Consider the following 16,637-nt stretch of genomic DNA (forward strand, 5'->3'; position numbering starts at 1 on the left):
ACGCCGACATCAACAGTAAACTGGTGTTATTATTTTTTTATTTGACGAGGTTAACGTCGTGGCTGAACAACAGACCGTGTTACAACTGGCGGCTGCAATGAGCGATGCCCCCGCCCCGATCTACCAACGGGTCAAACAGGCGATCGTGAATCAAATCCGTGCGGGGCATTGGCAACCGCACCAGCGCGTGCCCTCCGAAAGTGAACTGGTGGCGGAACTGGGCGTCAGCCGCATGACCATCAACCGCGCGCTGCGCGAGCTGACCAGCGAAGGTTTTTTGATTCGCATGCAGGGCGTCGGCACCTTCGTCGCCGAAGCCAAAGCGCATACCGCGCTGCTGGAAGTGCACAACATCGCCGATGAGATCGCCGCGCGCGGCCATCGCCACAGCAGCAAGATCCTCGAGCTGAAGGCCCGAGCGGCCAGCGAAGAAGAAGCGACGGCGCTGGGCATTCAACCCGGCCAACGGCTGTTCTACTCGCAGATCGTGCATTACGAAAACGATGTGCCGGTGCAGGTGGAAGACCGCTGCGTCAACCCGCTGGTGGCGCCGGATTACCTGAAGCAGGATTTCGACCGCGTCACGCCTTACACCTATCTGACGCAGGCCGCGCCGCTGACCGCCGGCGAACACATCGTCGAAGCGGTGATCCCCACCCGGCGCGAGCGCGAGCTGCTGCAGCTGGAAGACCACGAACCCGGCCTGCTGATTCATCGCCGCACCTGGTCCGGCAAAACCGTGGTGACCTCGGCCCGGCTGCTGTACCCCGGCAGCCGTTATCAGCTGTTCGGCCGCTTCACCAGCGAAGTCTGATTCCCGGCGGGCGCGCCCTGCGCCCGCATCTCCGCTGTCGATCACATCCTGATAACAAAATCTCTCCCGCCTCTTGTGACATCCCGGTGAATGCGTTAGGTTGTTTTTAATTGTATATACAACCATGTGGGAGCTGCGGCTCCGGCGGAGGAAAGCAATGACGTCTGAGATTCACTGTGACAGCCTGTGGCACGGCGCCGATATCGTCACCATGCGCGACGGCAACTATCACACCCTGACCGACGGCGCGATCGCCGTACGCGACGGCAAGATCGTCTGGATTGGCGAACATGCGGCGCTGCCGCCCGGCCTGATCGCGGACGAAACGGTGAAATTCGACGGCGGCATCATCACCCCCGGCTTTGTTGACTGCCACACGCACCTGGTGTTCGGCGGCAACCGCAGCGGCGAGTTCGAACAGCGGCTGAACGGCGTGAGCTACGCCGACATCGCCGCACAGGGCGGCGGCATCATTTCCACCGTGAAAGCCACCCGCGAGGCCGACGAGGCGCTGCTGCTGGAGCAGGCGCTGTTCCGCCTGCGGCCGCTGCTGGCGGAAGGCGTCACCTGCGTTGAGATCAAATCCGGTTACGGCCTCAGCCCGGAGAGCGAACTGAAGATGCTGCGGGTGGCGCGCAAGTTGGGCGAGCTGCTGCCGGTCGAGGTGAAAACCACCTGTCTGGCGGCCCATGCGCTGCCGCCGGAATATGCCAACCGCGCCGACGACTACATCAATCTGGTCTGCGATACCATCATTCCGCAGGCGGCCGCCGCCGGGCTGGCGGATGCGGTTGACGCCTTCTGCGAACATCTGGCGTTCTCACCGGCGCAGGTGGAGCGAGTCTTCGCCGCCGCCGAGGCCGCCGGGCTGCCGGTCAAGCTGCACGCCGAGCAGCTCTCCGCCCTCGGCGGCAGCACGCTGGCGGCGCGCCATCACGCGCTCTCCGCCGACCATCTCGAATACGCCACCGAACAAGATGCCCGCGCCATGGGCGATGCCGGCACCGTGGCGGTGCTGCTGCCCGGCGCCTATTACCTGCTGCGCGAAACCCAGTGCCCGCCGGTAGAGCTGTTCCGCAAGCACCACGTGGCGATGGCGATCGCCAGCGACGCCAACCCCGGCACCTCGCCGGCGCTGTCGCTGCGCCTGATGATCAACATGGCCTGCACGCTGTTCCGCCTGACGCCGGAAGAAGCGCTGGCGGGCGTTACCACCCACGCCGCCAAAGCGCTGGGGCTGCAACACAGCCACGGCACGTTGGAAACCGGCAAGGTGGCGGACTTCGTTCACTGGCCGCTGTCGCGGCCGGCGGAACTGGCTTATTGGTTGGGCGGCCAGCTGCCCTGTACGGTGATTTTCCGAGGAGAAGTACGTCAATGACCATTCGCGATCCTTTTAGCTTCCAGAGCGGCAGCCTGCCGCTGCTGATCAGCATCCCACACGCCGGCACGCAACTGACGCCGGCGGTCGAGGCCGGACTGACCGACGACGCCCGCCCGCTGCCCGATACCGACTGGCACATTCCGCAGCTGTACGACTTCGCCCGGGCGATGGGTGCCAGCGTGCTGGTCGGCAACTATTCGCGCTTCGTCATCGATCTGAACCGCCCGGCGGACGACAAGCCGCTGTATACCACCGCCACTACCGGCCTGTATCCCGACGTGCTGTTCGACGGCCGCCCAAGCTTCCTGCCGGGCAAAGCGCCGACGGACGCAGAACGCGCCGGTTATCTGCAGCAGATTTGGCAACCTTATCATCAGCAGCTGCAGGACGAACTGGCACGCCTCAAAGCGCGGCACGGCTATGCGCTGCTGTTCGACGCACACTCCATCGCCTCGGTGATCCCGCGGCTGTTCGACGGCCAGCTGCCGGATCTCAACCTCGGCACCAACGGCGGAGAAAGCTGCGCCCAGGCGCTGAGCGATCGGCTGGTCGCCTGCTGCGAGCAACAACAGCAGTACACCCACGTGCTGAACGGCCGCTTCAAGGGCGGTTACATCACCCGCGCCTACGGGCAGCCGCAGCAGCAACAGCATGCGATCCAGCTCGAACTGGCGCAGGTGAACTACATGTCCGAACAGTATCCTTACGCGTTCGAACCGCAGCGCGCCGCCTCACTGCAGCGCCTGCTCAAGCAGATGATTGAAGGCCTGCTGGACGGCGCCGCCAAACTCAACTGATCCCCCTACAGGCGCCGCCGGGCGCCTGTTTCTCCCCCTGCCTTTTAACCGCAACGTTAACCGCAATCTGCGCGCTATATCAAAGTTTCGCGTGATTCCCCACTGACTGGTCTAAACAGCGCACAAAACAGCGGCCGACGAAAAACGCACTGCGCCACAATCAGCCGAAAAGCCCGCGCTCATCGTCAGCGCCGGGCGGCGTGTGGCCGAGCTGGCCCGTTTCGAACCATCACTCTGGAGGCCCTATGTCTGTAACACCGTTAAACTGGCGCGCTGCCGGCGCCCTCGCCGAACAATTGCTGGCCGGCTGGCAACGGCGTGGCGAACCCGGCGGCGCCATCACCCTGTTTGACGCCGAACAACTCCGCGCCACCGCCTGCGCCGGCCTGGCCGATCTGGCGCAGAATACCCCCTTCACCGTCGACAGCGTGGTGCGCTACGCCTCCGTGACCAAACATATCTTCGCCGCGCTGGCGCTGAACGCCACCGGCCGCGCCATTCGGCTCGATCAGCGCCTGGGTGAACTGCTGCCCACCCTGCAGCCTGCGCTGGCGGACGTCACCGTCGGCCAGGCGCTGGACATGACCGGCGGCCTGCCCGACGTGCGCGAAACGCTCGGCTTGCTCGGCATCTCGCTGCACGCCGTCAGCGAGGCGCAGCCGGTCATGCAGTTTGTCGAAGGGCTGGAGAAGTTGAACTACGAAGCCGGCAGCGAGATCGCCTACAGCAATACCGGCTATCGGCTGCTGGAGGCCGCGCTGCGCAGCAAAGGGTATGATTTCGACCAACTGGTGCAACAGCACATCGCCCGGCCGCTGCAGGTGCAGATGCAAGCACCGGAAAGCTGGTTCGACGTGGTGCCGGGGTTGGTGCCGGGTTACTGGCGGGCGCCGCAGGGCTGGCAACACGCCAGCGCCGGCCTGCACCTTTCCGCCTCCGGTAGCCTGACCGGCAGCCTCCACGCCCTCACCCGCTGGCTGCAAACGCTGCTGGCCGACGAGGGCCCCGGCCAGGGCGTGCTGGCGCAACTCGGCGCCCCGCGCCGCCTCAATCAGGGCCAGCTCAGCGCCTATGGCCTGGGGCTGGCGCAAACCCCGCTGGGCCGCCGCCGCTTGCTCGGCCACGGCGGTTCCCACGCCGGTTACAAAACCTATTTCCTGCTGGCGCCCGATCGCCAGGTCGGCGTCGCGTTGGTCGCCAACCGCGAAGACTGCGACAGTTTCGGTATGGCTTTGCAGGTGATGGCGGCGCTGCTGGGCGAACCTTTGCCGCAGCGCAGCACGGCGATCCCCGACGGCCTCTACGCCACGCTGGCCGAGCCGCACTGGCTGGAGGTTAAAGACGGCAACCTGGCCTATCTGGGCAGCGGTGAACCGCTGTATCAGGGCGAGGACGGGTACGCGGTGTCGCTGTCCGCCCATATGCCAATCAAATTGAAGTGGACCGGCGAAGCGGTCGAGGGCGAAGTCGGGCATGTGGCGCGCCGTTTTCTGCCAGTCACGGCCAACGGCGACTGCCTGAAGCATGTGCAGGGGCTGTGGTATCACCCGCACTATCGCACCGCCTTTGAAATTCGTGGCGATCGGGTGCATATCGGCGTCGGCCCGGCGGCGCAGAGCGGTACGCTCAGCCCGCTCGGCCAGGGCCGCATGCTGGTAGAGTGCCAGGACGGCCCGTGGTTAAAACGCTTTTGCCTCTATTTCCGCGGTTACAACGTGGATCTCATCGCCAACCGCAGCCGGATGCTGACCTTCCGCCGCAGCACCGTCGGCCGCGACTGACGCTCAGCCTGCGCTGCCGGTTTTGACCGCCAGCAGCGCATCCGCCAGCCGCCGTTTGTCGGCGGCGCTGAGGTTCACCTGATCCACGGACGCCATAAACGCCGCCCGATCCGCCTCGCCAAGCGGGCCGGCGCGCAGCCGCTCCGCCAGCCGTTGCAATATCTGGCTGCTCAACCGCGCAATCTGCGGGCGCACCTGCGCCAACGGGCGCGGCTGCCAACCGGTTTCCGGGCTCGCCAGCCAGTCGGCGCGATAGCGATACTGAATCGCCTTGGCGGCGTCCATCTGCGCGGCGATAAAAGGCCGCACCGACGCGGGCTCAAGCCCCAAACGCCCCGCCTCCGCCTGCGCGCTGGCCAACACCTTCGCCTCCTGCGCCAGGTCTTCGATCGGCAAATGCTGCTGGGCCTTGTAACCGGCAACGTCCTTCATCAACGACAGCCGTTGGTTCACCAGCTCCCCGAGAGCGGCGGCGCCGTCCGCCAACGCCGGAGAACTGGTCAAACAACAGGCGATCAATAACGCCCTGAACATGGCACCTCCCTTATGATGCGGTGAAAACGTAAGGCCTAAAGTTCACCACGTCCGCCCCGCGCTGGCAAATAAAAAGGCCCCGCCGCAGCGAGGCCCGATAACGCTCGACAGGCGTTAGTCGAACACGCCGTTGATGACGGAGGCCACAATCGCGGTGCTGAGTGCGACCAGCACCAGATCGTCGCCGGCGATACGCCACTCATACCCCGGGTACTGCGGCAGCTCACGCAGCATAGAGCGCGGCACCATTTTTTTGGCGATGCCCGGCGGCAGCGGTTTACCGCGCGCCAGATTCTTGGCGATGCCCGGCGGCAACGAACGGTAGCCGGTCAGGCCATAGTTGTGCGCCAGCGCACGGGCGCGATCGCGCGAGAGGTTGACGGTGATCAGATTGTCGTCGTTACGATAAACGCCGTTATCATAATGGTCTTTATTGCCTTTGTTACCGTGATTGCCATGGTTACCGTTATTGCCGCTGTTGCCATGGCCATTACCGTTGCCGTTACCATTGCCGCCCTTATCGGCCAGAGCCGGAGCGGATGACAACCCCAGCGACGCAATCAGCGCCAACACCGTGAGGGTCGTACGACGTTTGTTCATGTTGTGTATTCCTGCGTGGGTGACTCTCTTGACTATAGCGGGCCTTTCCCGGACGAAGTATAAGGAAAACTCCGAGATGATGACGCGCGAGACGGCAGACGCGCCAAAATCTTGTTTTAACGCAAAACGCCTCGAAAATGCCGATACTTACCTCAGATTTTTCTTGAAGAAAAATAAGCCTTACGCTAGCGTGGGAAGGTAACAAAAAAAGAGTTAGCGTGCTCTTTTTCGTCGCACCTCAAATCTTATTCTTATCATCCATAATGATAATAGCGAACACTTCCCGCCTCTCCGTGCGGGATTCTTTTTCCCGCCGCCGTCGCCCCAATCTGGTGCTTTATGTTGAGATTTAGTTGCCGATAATTTACATTCGCTGTCTGAGAAACCTCAACCTCCCGCGGTGGCCAGGCTGGCAACGGGTGGGCGTTCAGGAGCAAAAGACGTGCTAATGACCCTCATGGAATACATCACTCGACACTTTAACGGCGATCTTCATCGGTACGCGCAGTCGGAAGGCGTCAGCCGTGAACAAATCATTAGTTGGATAAATAATGAATGTCACGTGATCAAAGGCAGGCTGTTTATGCCGGTGAAGCATCTCCCGGTCGAACAAGCCCAGTGATGACGAAAAAAAACCCCGCCAGGCGGGGTTTTCTGTTTCTGATAACACGGAAAATCAGAAGTTATAGCCGACCACGAGGTAATAACCCCAACCGGTAGACTTGATTTTCATCGGGTCCTGCGGCGTGCCGATATCCGCGCCATCCTGCCACTGGCCGCCGTTATGGAAATAACGCGCCACGAAAGAATAGTGCCAGTGATCGTAGTTCAGCGCCAAAATATGGCTGGAGGCGATCGAGTTGCCGGTGCGTACCTGTTTGCCGGTGCCGTCAACCCAATGGCTGTCCTTGCCCAGATCGGAACCAAAGTCGAAGTTGGTGAAGCCGATGTAGCTCAGGTTGCCGCCCCACACCTGGGTCAGCGGCACGAAGTATTTCACCTTGAAGCGGTAACCGTCCCAGCTGTTCTCGTTGGCAGCCTGGTAGTTTTCCCACTGGTATTTGGCATAGATGTTCATCGACAGGCTCATCGGCAGGCCGGTGTCGATATCGGTGCCCAGACCCATGTACCAGGTGTTTTGACGGCCGTCGGCGTTGTGGCCCAGATCATAGATGTAGTTGTTGGCGAAGTACCACTCTTTGAACGGCCCGAAGCTCAGATCGGTGCCGGTCAGCTTGTCGATGGAGAAGCGCGGTTCAATCTCCATAAACATTGGGGAGCCTTTGTCCCAGATGCCGCGGTCCGGGGTGTTGCCCACGCCGAAGAACTTCGGCACGTCAACGTAACCGTAGAAATCGAACCAGTCTTTCTTGGCGAAGGCTTCGTATTCGAGATACACGTCGTTATTCAGCTGCGGCCCGAAGCGGGTGTGGTAGCTGCCCACCACGTTGACGCTCTGGTGCCACCAGTCGGAGACATATTGACTGTCTTTGCTATCAGCCATTGATGATGCACTGTAAGACGCTGCGAGCAGTACACCTGCTGCGAGAGCTATTTTTTTCATTTTATTACCACATGCTTAAAGGGCCATTTCCTGCCCGTTTAGAAAAGATGACAATGAGTCTGCCGACACCTGGCGTTGTCTTCACACAGAAACTCGGATGACGCGCGCATTATAGAAACCACTGACTGTAAGAATCTGTGATCCAGTTACGCATTTCGCGAATAGGTAATCGATTGCGTTCACATTTGTCAAATTATGTTTCATGCAAATTCACATTCGCTGTGATTTTAGTCATGCACATCGATTTTTAGCGCAGTTTTTGAGCCAACTGTCATCAGGGCGACACCTGCCCATTATCGCGACGTGGAAAAGAAAAAGCCGACGCATGAACGCCGGCCTTCATCAAAATCAACAGAAAATACGCAAAGCGAAATCAGTTCACCGCCGGCACCGCCTTGGCGATGTTTTCCTGGCGGAACGCCACCTCCTCGCCGTTTTTCACCTCCCAGCTGGCGACCGGTATGTCGGTCTTGGGCGCCGCCGCAACGACGGAACCGTAAATCAGCTTGTCGTCGCGGCGCAAAATATAAACGTCGAGCTGATATTCATGCCGCAGATTCGCCGTGGTCAGGCGCACGGTATCGCCGCGTTCATAGTGATGCGCGTCGATTTCGGGTTGTTGAATAAATTGAATGTCGCTTCTCATCGTCGTCGTTCCTTCAGGCAACATGGCTAGTTAAATTCTAGTTCAACATTGCGCCGACGGCGGATAATTTCCGTTAATTTCCACGGGTTGCCCGCCAACAGATCAGCGAGCCGAGCGTCACCATCGCCACGCCCTGCCAGAAATTGGCGGTTAGCGAGGTGTGCAACACCAGCGCGGCGAACACCGCCGACAGCACCGGGGTAAAATAAGAGACGGTGGCCAGCAGCGTCATGTTGCCGTGCAGAATGCCGACGTTCCAGGCGGCATACCCCGCCCCCATCGCCACCCCGGCGCACAGCAGCGTCACGATCACGCCGAGGCTGAACTGCATGCCGCTTTCCGCGCTGAAGGCATATTTAAGCCACAGCGCCAGCGCGGTCAGCACGATAAACAGCACCACGCCGTTGCTGCCCTGGGCGATCTTCTTGGTCAGGTTGCAGTACAGCGCCCAGATCACTGCGCCGCTGAACGCCAGCCCGTAGCTGAGCGGATTGCTGCGCACGTTGGCCAGCATTTGCGCCGGTGACCAGCCGCCCTCGCCGCTCATGATCCAGCCGATGCCGAACAGCGACAGCAGCAGCCCCGGCAGCAGCCACCATTTAGCCTTTTGCCCGTTGAGCGCCAACGCCATCAGCACGGTGAAACAGGGCCACAGGTAGTTGATCATGCCCACTTCTATCGCCTGCAGGCGGGTATTGGCGTAGCCGAGCGACAGCGACAGGCAGATCTCATAGCTGACGAACAGCAGGCTGCCGACGATGAGATAAGGCCGCGGAAAGCTGCGCCATTTCGGCACGCCGAGCGCCACCAGCAAAAACACCGCGCTGACGCTGTAGATCATCGCCGCGCCGCCGATCGGCCCCAGCCCTTCGCTGACGCTGCGGATCAGGCCGACGACGCTGCTCCACAGCACAATGGCCAATAAACCGAACAGCGTGGCGCGGGTACGCGAGGGCAAAGCGGGCATAAGGCGGATCCAATGGGTTATTTTTTATCAGGTTTTTCACTCTACTGCCGCACGCGCCAAAAAGAAAGGCGGGAAACTCCCGCCTGTGATTTTATTGCTGCGGCTGCCGCTCGAGCTGCGGCGGCGGCTGGCGAAAACGCCGGGTCAACCAGGCCAAATAGCCGAAGCCCAGCGTCGCCCAGATAAGCCCCATAGTCAGCGAGCTCTTCTCCAGGTTCAGCCACAGCACCCCCACCGTCAGCGCCCCCACCAGCGGCAGGAACAGGAAGTTGAAGCGATCCTTCCAGCTTTTGTTGCGCCCTTCGCGAATGAAGAAGTGGCTGATGACCGACAGGTTGACGAAGGTAAAGGCCACCAGCGCACCAAAGTTGATCAGCGCCGTGGCGGTCACCAGATCGAACGACAGCGCAGACAGCGCCACCAGCCCGACCATCAGCACGTTGAGCGCCGGCGTGCGCCATTTAGGGTGGATGTAGCCGAAGAACTTCTCCGGGAACACGTTATCGCGCCCCATCACGTACAGCAGGCGCGACACGCTGGCGTGCGACGCCAGGCCGGAGGCCAGCGTGTTGATGAAGGTCACGCACAGGAAGATCGACTGGAACAGCTTGCCGCCGACGTACAGCGCGATCTCCGGCAGTGCCGCGTCGGGCTGGTGGAAGCGTTGAATGGACGGGAAAAACAGCTGAATAAAGAACGACACGCTGATAAAGATCACCCCGCCGTACAGCGCGGTCAGGAAGATGGCGCGCGGGATCACCTTGGCGGCGTCGGGCGTCTCTTCACACAGCGTGGTGACCGCATCGAAGCCGAGGAACGAGAAGCACAGGATAGTGGCGCCGGTAATGATCGGCAGCAGATGCGCATTCTCGCTGAGGAACGGCCGCAGGCTCCACACCGTGCCCATCCCCTCGCCGTTGTGCAGGCCGCGCACCACCAGGTAGATAAACACCAGAATGATCGCCACCTGCGCCAGTACGAACAGGGTATTGAAGTTGGCCACCAGATTGACGCTTTTCAGGTTGATGGCGGTAATCAGGATAACGAAGCCCACCACCCACACCCAGGGCGGCACTTCCGGGAACAGCGCGGTCAGGTAAATCTTCGCCAGCAGCGTGTTGATCATCGGCAGGAACAGATAATCGAGCAGCGATGACCACCCCACCAGAAAACCGACGTGCGGGTTGATCGCCTTCTGCGCATAGGTGTAGGCAGAGCCGGCGGTAGGAAACTGGCGCACCAGTTTGCCATAGCTGATGGCGGTGAACAGCACGCCGGCCAGCGCCAGCAGATAGGAGGTCGGCACATGGCCGTCGGTGAGGCCGGAGACAATGCCGAAGGTATCGAACACCGTCATCGGCGTCAGATAGGCCAGGCCCATCATCACCACCTGCCACAGCTTGAGGGATTTACGCAGCTGCGGTTTGCCCGCCGGGCCGCCGTCGATGGCTTTAATCGTCATGGCATTTCCCCTCTTGGTCCTCTGCTGTCAACCGTGCAACGTCATTCAGAGAGGCCGCGGGGAAACTGCTGCTCAGGCGGCGGGAAAAACGGGTTGGGATCACTGTCGGGCGGCCGGCGACCGGCCCGTAAGCACTGCGGCACAGGCAAACGTCTGCGCAGGGGAATGACTGAGTCATGGTTATTTCCTCGTCGGCGTCCTGTACGCCGTGATAGAAGAAATTCTGTACCGCAGCGCGCAGCCTCACCGGCCACAGGAGAGCCGATGAAATGCGCCAGACGCGCGCGGTCGTCGCAGGGTGAGCGGGATCAGGCGTTTTTCAGCATCCACTCGATTTCGGTTTCGGTGATCAGGCGCTCGAACTGCACCAGCTCATCGGTTTTGCAGGCCAGGTAGACATGGCTGAAACGTTCGCCCAGCAGTGCATTGAGCACCGGCTGATGTTCGAACTCGTACAGCGCGTCGCTCTGGCGAATCGGGAACGGCAGCCCATCCTGCTCCAGCCCGTTGCCGGTCACCGGCTCAGGCAGCGGCAGCGCGCTTTCCAGGCCGTAGACGATGCCGGCCAGAATGGTCGCCATCACCAGATAAGGGTTGGCGTCGGCGCCCGCCACGCGATACTCCACGCGGTGGTTGTCGCGATCGCCGCAGGGAATGCGCAGCGCCACGGTGCGGTTGTTATGCCCCCAGGAGGCCTGGGTCGGCACGTACATGCCGGGCTGGAAGCGGCGGTAGGCGTTGACGTTCGGCGCCAGCAGCGCCATCGAAGACGGCATCAGGGCGATCATGCCCGCCAGCGCCTGTTTCAGCAACGCCGAGTCTTCGCCGTCGTCGTCGGCGAACACGTTGTTGCCCTGCGCATTCAGCATGCTGATGTGCACGTGCATGCCGCTGCCGGCGTGCTCCTCATACGGCTTGGCCATAAAGGTGGCCTGCATGTTGTGGTTCTCGGCCACCATGCGCACCAGCCGCTTCAGCGCCAGCGCGTGATCGCAGGCCTGCAGCACGTCGTCGGTATGGTGCAGGTTGACTTCGAACTGTCCCGGCGACGCCTCCGCCACCGCGCCGTCCGCCGGAATGCCCTGCAAACGCGCCAGTTCGTCGATCTCGCTCAGCACGTCGGCGAAATGGTTCAGGTTATCGACGGAATACACCTGGCTTTGGGTGTTGCGCTCTTGCGTGCCCGGCGCGCACGGCGGCTGCAGATAGCCCTCTGCGTCGCGTTGACGATCGATGAGATAGAACTCCAACTCTACCGCTACCACGGGGGAAAGCCCGCGCTGACGCAAACGCTGCCACACTCGGTTCAGCACATTGCGCGGTTCAACGTCAAAGGGAGTGCCATCTTCATCCAGCATGGTGAGCAGCACCTGTGCAATATATTGCGGATCCGCCGCCGACGGCGTCAGCGTGCCCGGCACCGGCACGCACACGTGATCCGGCTCGCCCAGCTCCTGCCCCAGCCCGGCCTCTTCGACGACGTTGCCGAGAATATCCATCGCAAATACCGACGCCGGGAAGTAACAGCCCTTCTCCAGCTTGCTTAGGCCGCCGACCGGGATGCGTTTGCCGCGGAAGCTGCCGTTCAGATCGGTCAACAGTACGTCGACATGTTGGGTTAACGGATAACGTTCCAGGTACTTCTTCACTTCGCGCTGGAACGCGCTACTTCGTCTCTCTTCACTGTGCTGAACAAAGTTTTCCACTTCTACGATGTTGGTCTGCATGGTTCACCCGCCGTTTGTGTTTTGCTGTCGTCGATGTTTATTGACCGTCTTGTTCAATATAATGCCCACAAATGAAACGTAGATGAAACAAATTTGTTTTGCAAGTGTTACTTTTGGTTTGAATATTGCCCAATCGACTGCTAGATTTATAGAATATTGAACGAAATCGGCGGTGGAGAAGCTTATCGTTCATAATTTCGAACGTACCAAGGGGATAGCATGGACAATATATTTAACAGACCAGTCATCGGCGTCGTCATGTGCAGGTATAGGTTAAACGGGCACCTCACACAGACCTTGCAAGAAAAGTACCTGAATGCCGTTATCACCGCCGGCGGCTTGCCGATCGCCCTGCCGCACGCGCTGGCGGAGCCGGACATGCTGGCGGAACTGCTGCCGCGCCTCGACGGCATTTTGCTGCCGGGCAGCCCCAGTAATGTGCAGCCGCACCTTTATGGTGAAAACGGCGATGAGCCTGACGCCGATCCTGGCCGAGACGCGTTGAGCCTGGCGCTGATCCGCCAGGCGTTCGACAGGCGCATTCCCCTTTTCGCCATTTGCCGCGGCATGCAGGAGATGGTGGTCGCCACCCAAGGTACCCTGCATCGCCGCCTGTACGAACTGCCCGAGCTGCAGGAACACCGTGAAGATCACGACCTGCCGCTGGAACAGCAATACGCCCCCGCCCACGAAGTCATCGTTCAGGAAGGGGGGCTGCTTTCGCAACTGATACCGGATTGCAACAGATTCTGGGTGAACTCGCTGCACGGCCAGGGCGCCAAAACCCTGGGCGCGAGCGTTCGCATCGAGGCGCACGCCGCCGACGGGCTGGTGGAGGCGATCAGCGTGCGCGATCAGCCTTTCGCGCTCGGCGTGCAGTGGCACCCGGAGTGGAACAGCGACGAGTACGCCCTGTCGCGCCTGTTGTTTGATGGTTTCATCACCGCCTGTCGGAACTATCAAAAGGAAAAACGCCCATGAGCGACGTCAGCTTGGCACCGGGAAAACGTCTGTCGCAGATCCGTCAACAATTAGGGTTGTCGCAGCGCCGGGTCGCCGAACTGTCTGGGTTAACCCACAGCGCCATCAGCACTATCGAGCAGGACAAGGTCAGCCCGGCCATCAGCACGCTGCAAAAGCTGCTGACGGTATACGGTCTGTCGCTGTCGGCGTTTTTCGCCGAGCCGGAAAAACCGACGGAGCCGCAGATCGTGATCGGCAGTGACGATCTGATCGAAATCGGCAGCCAGGGCGTTTCGATGAAGCTTATCCATAACGGCGATCCGAACCGCACGCTGGCGATGATGATCGAGACCTACGAACCGGGCACCACCACCGGCGAGCGCATCAAGCATCAGGGGGAAGAGATCGGCACGCTGCTGGAGGGTGAAGTGGTGCTGCAGGTCAACGGCCAGAGCTATCACCTGTTGGCTGGGCAAAGCTACGCCATCAATACCGGCATCCCCCACAGTTTCAGCAACACGTCGGCGCGCATTTGCCGGATTATCAGCGCCCATACGCCGACGACATTCTGATCAACGGAGCCAGGCATGAACTTTCACCATTTGCAGTATTGGCAACAACGGGCGCAGGCCCTGAAGATTGAGCACCAGCTGTTTATCGACGGCCGCTACCAGCCGGCCGCCGCGGGGAAAAGTTTCGCCGTGGAAGATCCCGCCGGGCGCCGTGAGCTGGCGCAGGTCGCGCGGGGCGAAGCCGCCGACATCGATCGGGCGGTCAGCGCGGCGCGCGCCGCCTTTGAGCGTGACGACTGGGCGCAAGCCGCCCCGGCGCAGCGCAAGGCCACGCTGCTGCGCTTCGCCGAGCTGATGGAGCAGCATCACGAAGAGCTGGCGCTGCTGGAAACGCTAGACACCGGCAAACCGATTCGCCACAGCCTGCGCGACGACGTGCCGGGCGCCATTCGCTGCATCCGCTGGTACGCCGAAGCGATCGATAAGGTGTACGGCGAAATCGCCCCCACCGGCCGCGATGCGCTGGCGCTGATTGAACGCGAGCCGATCGGCGTGGTCGGCGCCATCGTGCCCTGGAACTTCCCGCTGCTGCTGGCCTGCTGGAAACTCGGTCCGGCGCTGGCCGCTGGCAACAGCGTGGTGCTCAAACCCTCCGAAAAATCGCCGCTGAGCGCCATCCTGCTCGGCAAACTGGCGCAGCAGGCCGGGCTGCCGGACGGCGTGCTGAACGTGGTGCCCGGCTATGGCCACGACGCCGGCAAGGCGCTGGCGCTGCACCGCGACGTCGACGCCCTCACCTTCACCGGCTCCACGCTGGTGGCGAAGCAGCTGATGATTTACGCCGGCGAATCGAACATGAAACGCGTCTGGCTGGAGGCCGGCGGCAAGAGCGCCAATATCGTCTTCGCCGACTGCCCGGATCTGGATCAGGCCGCCCGCAGCGCCGCCGCCGGCATCTTCTATAATCAGGGGCAGGTGTGCATCGCCGGCACTCGCCTGCTGGTCGAAGCGAGCATTGAGCAAGAATTCCTGCAGGCGCTGCGCAAACACGCGGCGGCCTTCGTTCCCGGCGATCCGCTCGATCCCGCCACGGTGATGGGCACGCTGATCGACAGCGGCCACTGCGAAAAAGTGGCCGGCTATATCGATCGGGGGCTGAGCCAGGGCGCCGCACTGTTCCTTGACGGGCGCGACCATCCGCAGGGCGACCACGCAGGCTACCTGGGGCCGACCATCCTCACCCAGGTGAACAACGCCATGAGCGTGGCGCGCGATGAAATCTTCGGCCCGGTGCTGGCGGTGACCACCTTCGACGACGAGCAACAGGCGCTGCAGCTGGCCAACGACAGCGACTACGGCCTCGGCGCCGCGGTCTGGACCCGCGATCTGGCCCGTGCGCACCGCATGGCGCGCCAGCTGAAAGCCGGCACGGTGTTCGTCAACAACTACAACGACGGCGACATGACCGTGCCGTTCGGCGGCTACAAGCAGAGCGGCAACGGTCGCGACAAATCGCTGCACGCGCTGGACAAATTCACCGAATTGAAAACCACCTGGATCTCGCTGGAATAAGGGCTTATCTCATGACTGAACACGTAAAAAGCTACTATGCGGCCACGGCCAACGCACATCAGCCCTATCCGCAACTGAATGAATCTATCGAGTGCGACGTCTGCGTGATCGGCGGCGGCTATACCGGCCTATCCTCCGCGCTGTTTCTGGTGGAAGCCGGCTATAACGTGGTGGTGCTGGAAGCGGCGCGCATCGGTTTCGGCGCCAGCGGTCGCAATGGCGGCCAGTTGGTCAACTCTTACAGCCGCGACATCGATGTGATTGAAGAGCGCTACGGCGCGGAAAGCGCCCGCCTGCTCGGCAGCATGATGTTTGAAGGCGCGGAGATCATCCGCAGCCGCATCAGCCGCTACGCCATCGACTGCGACTACCGCCCCGGCGGCATCTTCGCCGCGCTGAACAACAAGCAGTTCCATGCGCTGATCGAGCAAAAGCGCAACTGGGAACGCTACGGCAATACCCAGCTCGAGCTGCTCGATGCGGATCGGGTACGCCAGGAAGTTGCCAGCGATCGTTACATCGGCGCGCTGCTGGATCACAGCGGCGGCCACATCCATCCGCTCAACCTGGCGCTGGGCGAGGCCGAGGCGATTCGCCTGCAGGGCGGGCGCATCTTCGAACAATCGGCGGTGACGAACATCCGCCACGGCGAACCGGCGCTCATCAGCACCGCCAACGGCCAGGTGAAGGCGCGTTTCGTCATCGTCGCCGGCAACGCCTATCTGGGCGACAAGCTGGAGCCGCGGCTGGCCAAGCGCAGCATGCCGTGCGGCACTCAGGTGGTGACCACCGAGCCGCTGGCGCCGGAGATCGCGCAGGCGCTGATCCCAAAGAACTACTGTGTGGAAGACTGTAACTACCTGCTGGATTACTACCGCATCACCGCCGATCATCGCCTGCTGTACGGCGGCGGCGTGGTGTACGGCGCGCGCGATCCGGACGACATCGACAACCTGATACGGCCAAAATTGCTGAAGACCTTCCCGCAGCTGAAAGGGGTGCGTATCGACTATCGCTGGACCGGCAACTTCCTGCTGACGCTGTCGCGCATGCCGCAGTTCGGTCGGTTGGAGAATAACGTGTACTACATGCAGGGCTACAGCGGCCACGGCGTGACCTGCACCCATCTGGCGGGCAAGCTGATCGCCGAGTTGATGCGCGGCGACGCCGAACGCTTCGACGCCTTCGCCAAGCTGCCGCACCTGCCGTTCTTCGGCGGGCGCAATCTGCAGATCCCGTTCACCGCCATCGGCGCGGCCTACTACACGCTGCGCGACCGCATCGGCGTCTAAAACAGCAGGCCCGGTCATCCTG

At 61.6% G+C, this 16,637-nt stretch carries 16 protein-coding genes; 9 read left to right on the forward strand and 7 right to left on the reverse strand.

Annotated features, from left to right (window positions below; genetic code table 11):
* The first annotated feature begins 58 nt into the window (after nucleotides 1–58).
* From hutC to ACUXAC_RS09090, 4 genes are all read left to right on the forward strand, one after another.
* Nucleotides 59–814, forward strand: coding sequence for a histidine utilization repressor (gene hutC, locus ACUXAC_RS09075; RefSeq protein ID WP_033646346.1), 756 nt, complete (start codon nucleotides 59–61; stop codon nucleotides 812–814).
* 157 nt (nucleotides 815–971) lie between these two features.
* On the forward strand, nucleotides 972–2,195 hold the full coding sequence (hutI, locus tag ACUXAC_RS09080) for an imidazolonepropionase (RefSeq protein WP_038877714.1): 1,224 nt from the start codon (nucleotides 972–974) through the stop codon (nucleotides 2,193–2,195).
* Nucleotides 2,192–2,995: an N-formylglutamate deformylase gene (gene hutG, locus ACUXAC_RS09085; protein WP_060419298.1), complete on the forward strand. Its 804-nt coding sequence runs from the start codon at nucleotides 2,192–2,194 to the stop codon at nucleotides 2,993–2,995. The genes hutI and hutG overlap by 4 nt, the downstream gene beginning before the upstream one ends.
* Before the next feature lie 245 nt (nucleotides 2,996–3,240).
* Nucleotides 3,241–4,776: a serine hydrolase domain-containing protein gene (locus ACUXAC_RS09090; protein WP_087763532.1), complete on the forward strand. Its 1,536-nt coding sequence runs from the start codon at nucleotides 3,241–3,243 to the stop codon at nucleotides 4,774–4,776.
* A gap of 3 nt (nucleotides 4,777–4,779) precedes the next feature.
* On the opposite strand, the gene ACUXAC_RS09095 is transcribed toward ACUXAC_RS09090, so the two are convergent.
* Nucleotides 4,780–5,310 (reverse strand): chorismate mutase, encoded by a 531-nt coding sequence (locus tag ACUXAC_RS09095; protein ID WP_387442153.1) that lies wholly within the window; start codon nucleotides 5,308–5,310, stop codon nucleotides 4,780–4,782.
* A gap of 114 nt (nucleotides 5,311–5,424) precedes the next feature.
* On the reverse strand, nucleotides 5,425–5,910 hold the full coding sequence (locus ACUXAC_RS09100) for an anti-virulence regulator CigR family protein (RefSeq protein ID WP_387442156.1): 486 nt from the start codon (nucleotides 5,908–5,910) through the stop codon (nucleotides 5,425–5,427).
* 442 nt (nucleotides 5,911–6,352) lie between these two features.
* Between ACUXAC_RS09100 and ACUXAC_RS09105 the strand changes: the two genes are divergently transcribed.
* Nucleotides 6,353–6,532, forward strand: coding sequence for a hypothetical protein (locus tag ACUXAC_RS09105; protein WP_454266607.1), 180 nt, complete (start codon nucleotides 6,353–6,355; stop codon nucleotides 6,530–6,532).
* Between the two features lie 54 nt (nucleotides 6,533–6,586).
* Here the strand turns inward: ACUXAC_RS09105 and ACUXAC_RS09110 are convergent, their stop codons facing one another.
* The 5 genes from ACUXAC_RS09110 to ACUXAC_RS09130 all read right to left on the reverse strand — a co-directional run bounded on the left by ACUXAC_RS09110 (nucleotide 6,587) and on the right by ACUXAC_RS09130 (nucleotide 12,276).
* Entirely contained in the window at nucleotides 6,587–7,474 is an 888-nt protein-coding gene (locus tag ACUXAC_RS09110) for a nucleoside-specific channel-forming protein Tsx (RefSeq protein WP_060419305.1), read from the reverse strand.
* A gap of 373 nt (nucleotides 7,475–7,847) precedes the next feature.
* On the reverse strand, nucleotides 7,848–8,120 hold the full coding sequence (locus ACUXAC_RS09115; RefSeq protein WP_049272745.1) for a hypothetical protein: 273 nt from the start codon (nucleotides 8,118–8,120) through the stop codon (nucleotides 7,848–7,850).
* Between the two features lie 73 nt (nucleotides 8,121–8,193).
* Entirely contained in the window at nucleotides 8,194–9,087 is an 894-nt protein-coding gene (gene yddG / locus ACUXAC_RS09120) for an aromatic amino acid DMT transporter YddG (protein ID WP_060419307.1), read from the reverse strand.
* Between the two features lie 91 nt (nucleotides 9,088–9,178).
* Nucleotides 9,179–10,549: an APC family permease gene (locus ACUXAC_RS09125; protein ID WP_025302554.1), complete on the reverse strand. Its 1,371-nt coding sequence runs from the start codon at nucleotides 10,547–10,549 to the stop codon at nucleotides 9,179–9,181.
* A 308-nt stretch (nucleotides 10,550–10,857) separates the two neighbouring features.
* The gene (locus ACUXAC_RS09130; RefSeq protein WP_049296669.1) at nucleotides 10,858–12,276 is read right to left on the reverse strand and encodes a glutamine synthetase family protein; all 1,419 of its coding nucleotides are present in this window, start codon (nucleotides 12,274–12,276) and stop codon (nucleotides 10,858–10,860) included.
* A 219-nt stretch (nucleotides 12,277–12,495) separates the two neighbouring features.
* On the opposite strand from ACUXAC_RS09130, the gene puuD reads away from it, so the two are divergent.
* From puuD to ACUXAC_RS09150, 4 genes are read left to right on the forward strand one after another with little or no spacing between them, the layout of a single operon-like run.
* Nucleotides 12,496–13,257: a gamma-glutamyl-gamma-aminobutyrate hydrolase gene (gene puuD / locus ACUXAC_RS09135; protein ID WP_060440103.1), complete on the forward strand. Its 762-nt coding sequence runs from the start codon at nucleotides 12,496–12,498 to the stop codon at nucleotides 13,255–13,257.
* Complete coding sequence (gene puuR, locus ACUXAC_RS09140; protein WP_049288046.1) at nucleotides 13,254–13,811, forward strand: HTH-type transcriptional regulator PuuR; 558 nt, start codon at nucleotides 13,254–13,256, stop codon at nucleotides 13,809–13,811. The genes puuD and puuR overlap by 4 nt, the downstream gene beginning before the upstream one ends.
* 15 nt (nucleotides 13,812–13,826) lie before the next feature.
* Nucleotides 13,827–15,323, forward strand: coding sequence for an aldehyde dehydrogenase PuuC (puuC, locus tag ACUXAC_RS09145; RefSeq protein ID WP_147840254.1), 1,497 nt, complete (start codon nucleotides 13,827–13,829; stop codon nucleotides 15,321–15,323).
* 11 nt (nucleotides 15,324–15,334) lie between these two features.
* Nucleotides 15,335–16,615, forward strand: a complete 1,281-nt coding sequence (locus ACUXAC_RS09150) for an NAD(P)/FAD-dependent oxidoreductase (protein ID WP_387442162.1) — start codon at nucleotides 15,335–15,337, stop codon at nucleotides 16,613–16,615.
* Nucleotides 16,616–16,637 lie beyond the last annotated feature (22 nt).

The organism is Serratia sp. 121840015-1, from assembly GCF_053627655.1.

Bases quoted from the DNA above. Each gene is read 5' to 3' on its own strand.
- ACUXAC_RS09115 (WP_049272745.1), bottom strand. From the start codon at position 8,120: ATGAGAAGCGACATTCAATTTATTCAACAACCCGAAATCGACGCGCAT.
- ACUXAC_RS09095 (WP_387442153.1), bottom strand. From the start codon at position 5,310: ATGTTCAGGGCGTTATTGATCGCCTGTTGTTTGACCAGTTCTCCGGCG.
- puuR (WP_049288046.1), top strand. From the start codon at position 13,254: ATGAGCGACGTCAGCTTGGCACCGGGAAAACGTCTGTCGCAGATCCGT.
- ACUXAC_RS09150 (WP_387442162.1), top strand. From the start codon at position 15,335: ATGACTGAACACGTAAAAAGCTACTATGCGGCCACGGCCAACGCACAT.
- puuC (WP_147840254.1), top strand. From the start codon at position 13,827: ATGAACTTTCACCATTTGCAGTATTGGCAACAACGGGCGCAGGCCCTG.
- hutI (WP_038877714.1), top strand. From the start codon at position 972: ATGACGTCTGAGATTCACTGTGACAGCCTGTGGCACGGCGCCGATATC.
- yddG (WP_060419307.1), bottom strand. From the start codon at position 9,087: ATGCCCGCTTTGCCCTCGCGTACCCGCGCCACGCTGTTCGGTTTATTG.
- ACUXAC_RS09110 (WP_060419305.1), bottom strand. From the start codon at position 7,474: ATGAAAAAAATAGCTCTCGCAGCAGGTGTACTGCTCGCAGCGTCTTAC.
- ACUXAC_RS09130 (WP_049296669.1), bottom strand. From the start codon at position 12,276: ATGCAGACCAACATCGTAGAAGTGGAAAACTTTGTTCAGCACAGTGAA.
- ACUXAC_RS09090 (WP_087763532.1), top strand. From the start codon at position 3,241: ATGTCTGTAACACCGTTAAACTGGCGCGCTGCCGGCGCCCTCGCCGAA.
- puuD (WP_060440103.1), top strand. From the start codon at position 12,496: ATGGACAATATATTTAACAGACCAGTCATCGGCGTCGTCATGTGCAGG.
- ACUXAC_RS09125 (WP_025302554.1), bottom strand. From the start codon at position 10,549: ATGACGATTAAAGCCATCGACGGCGGCCCGGCGGGCAAACCGCAGCTG.
- ACUXAC_RS09100 (WP_387442156.1), bottom strand. From the start codon at position 5,910: ATGAACAAACGTCGTACGACCCTCACGGTGTTGGCGCTGATTGCGTCG.
- hutG (WP_060419298.1), top strand. From the start codon at position 2,192: ATGACCATTCGCGATCCTTTTAGCTTCCAGAGCGGCAGCCTGCCGCTG.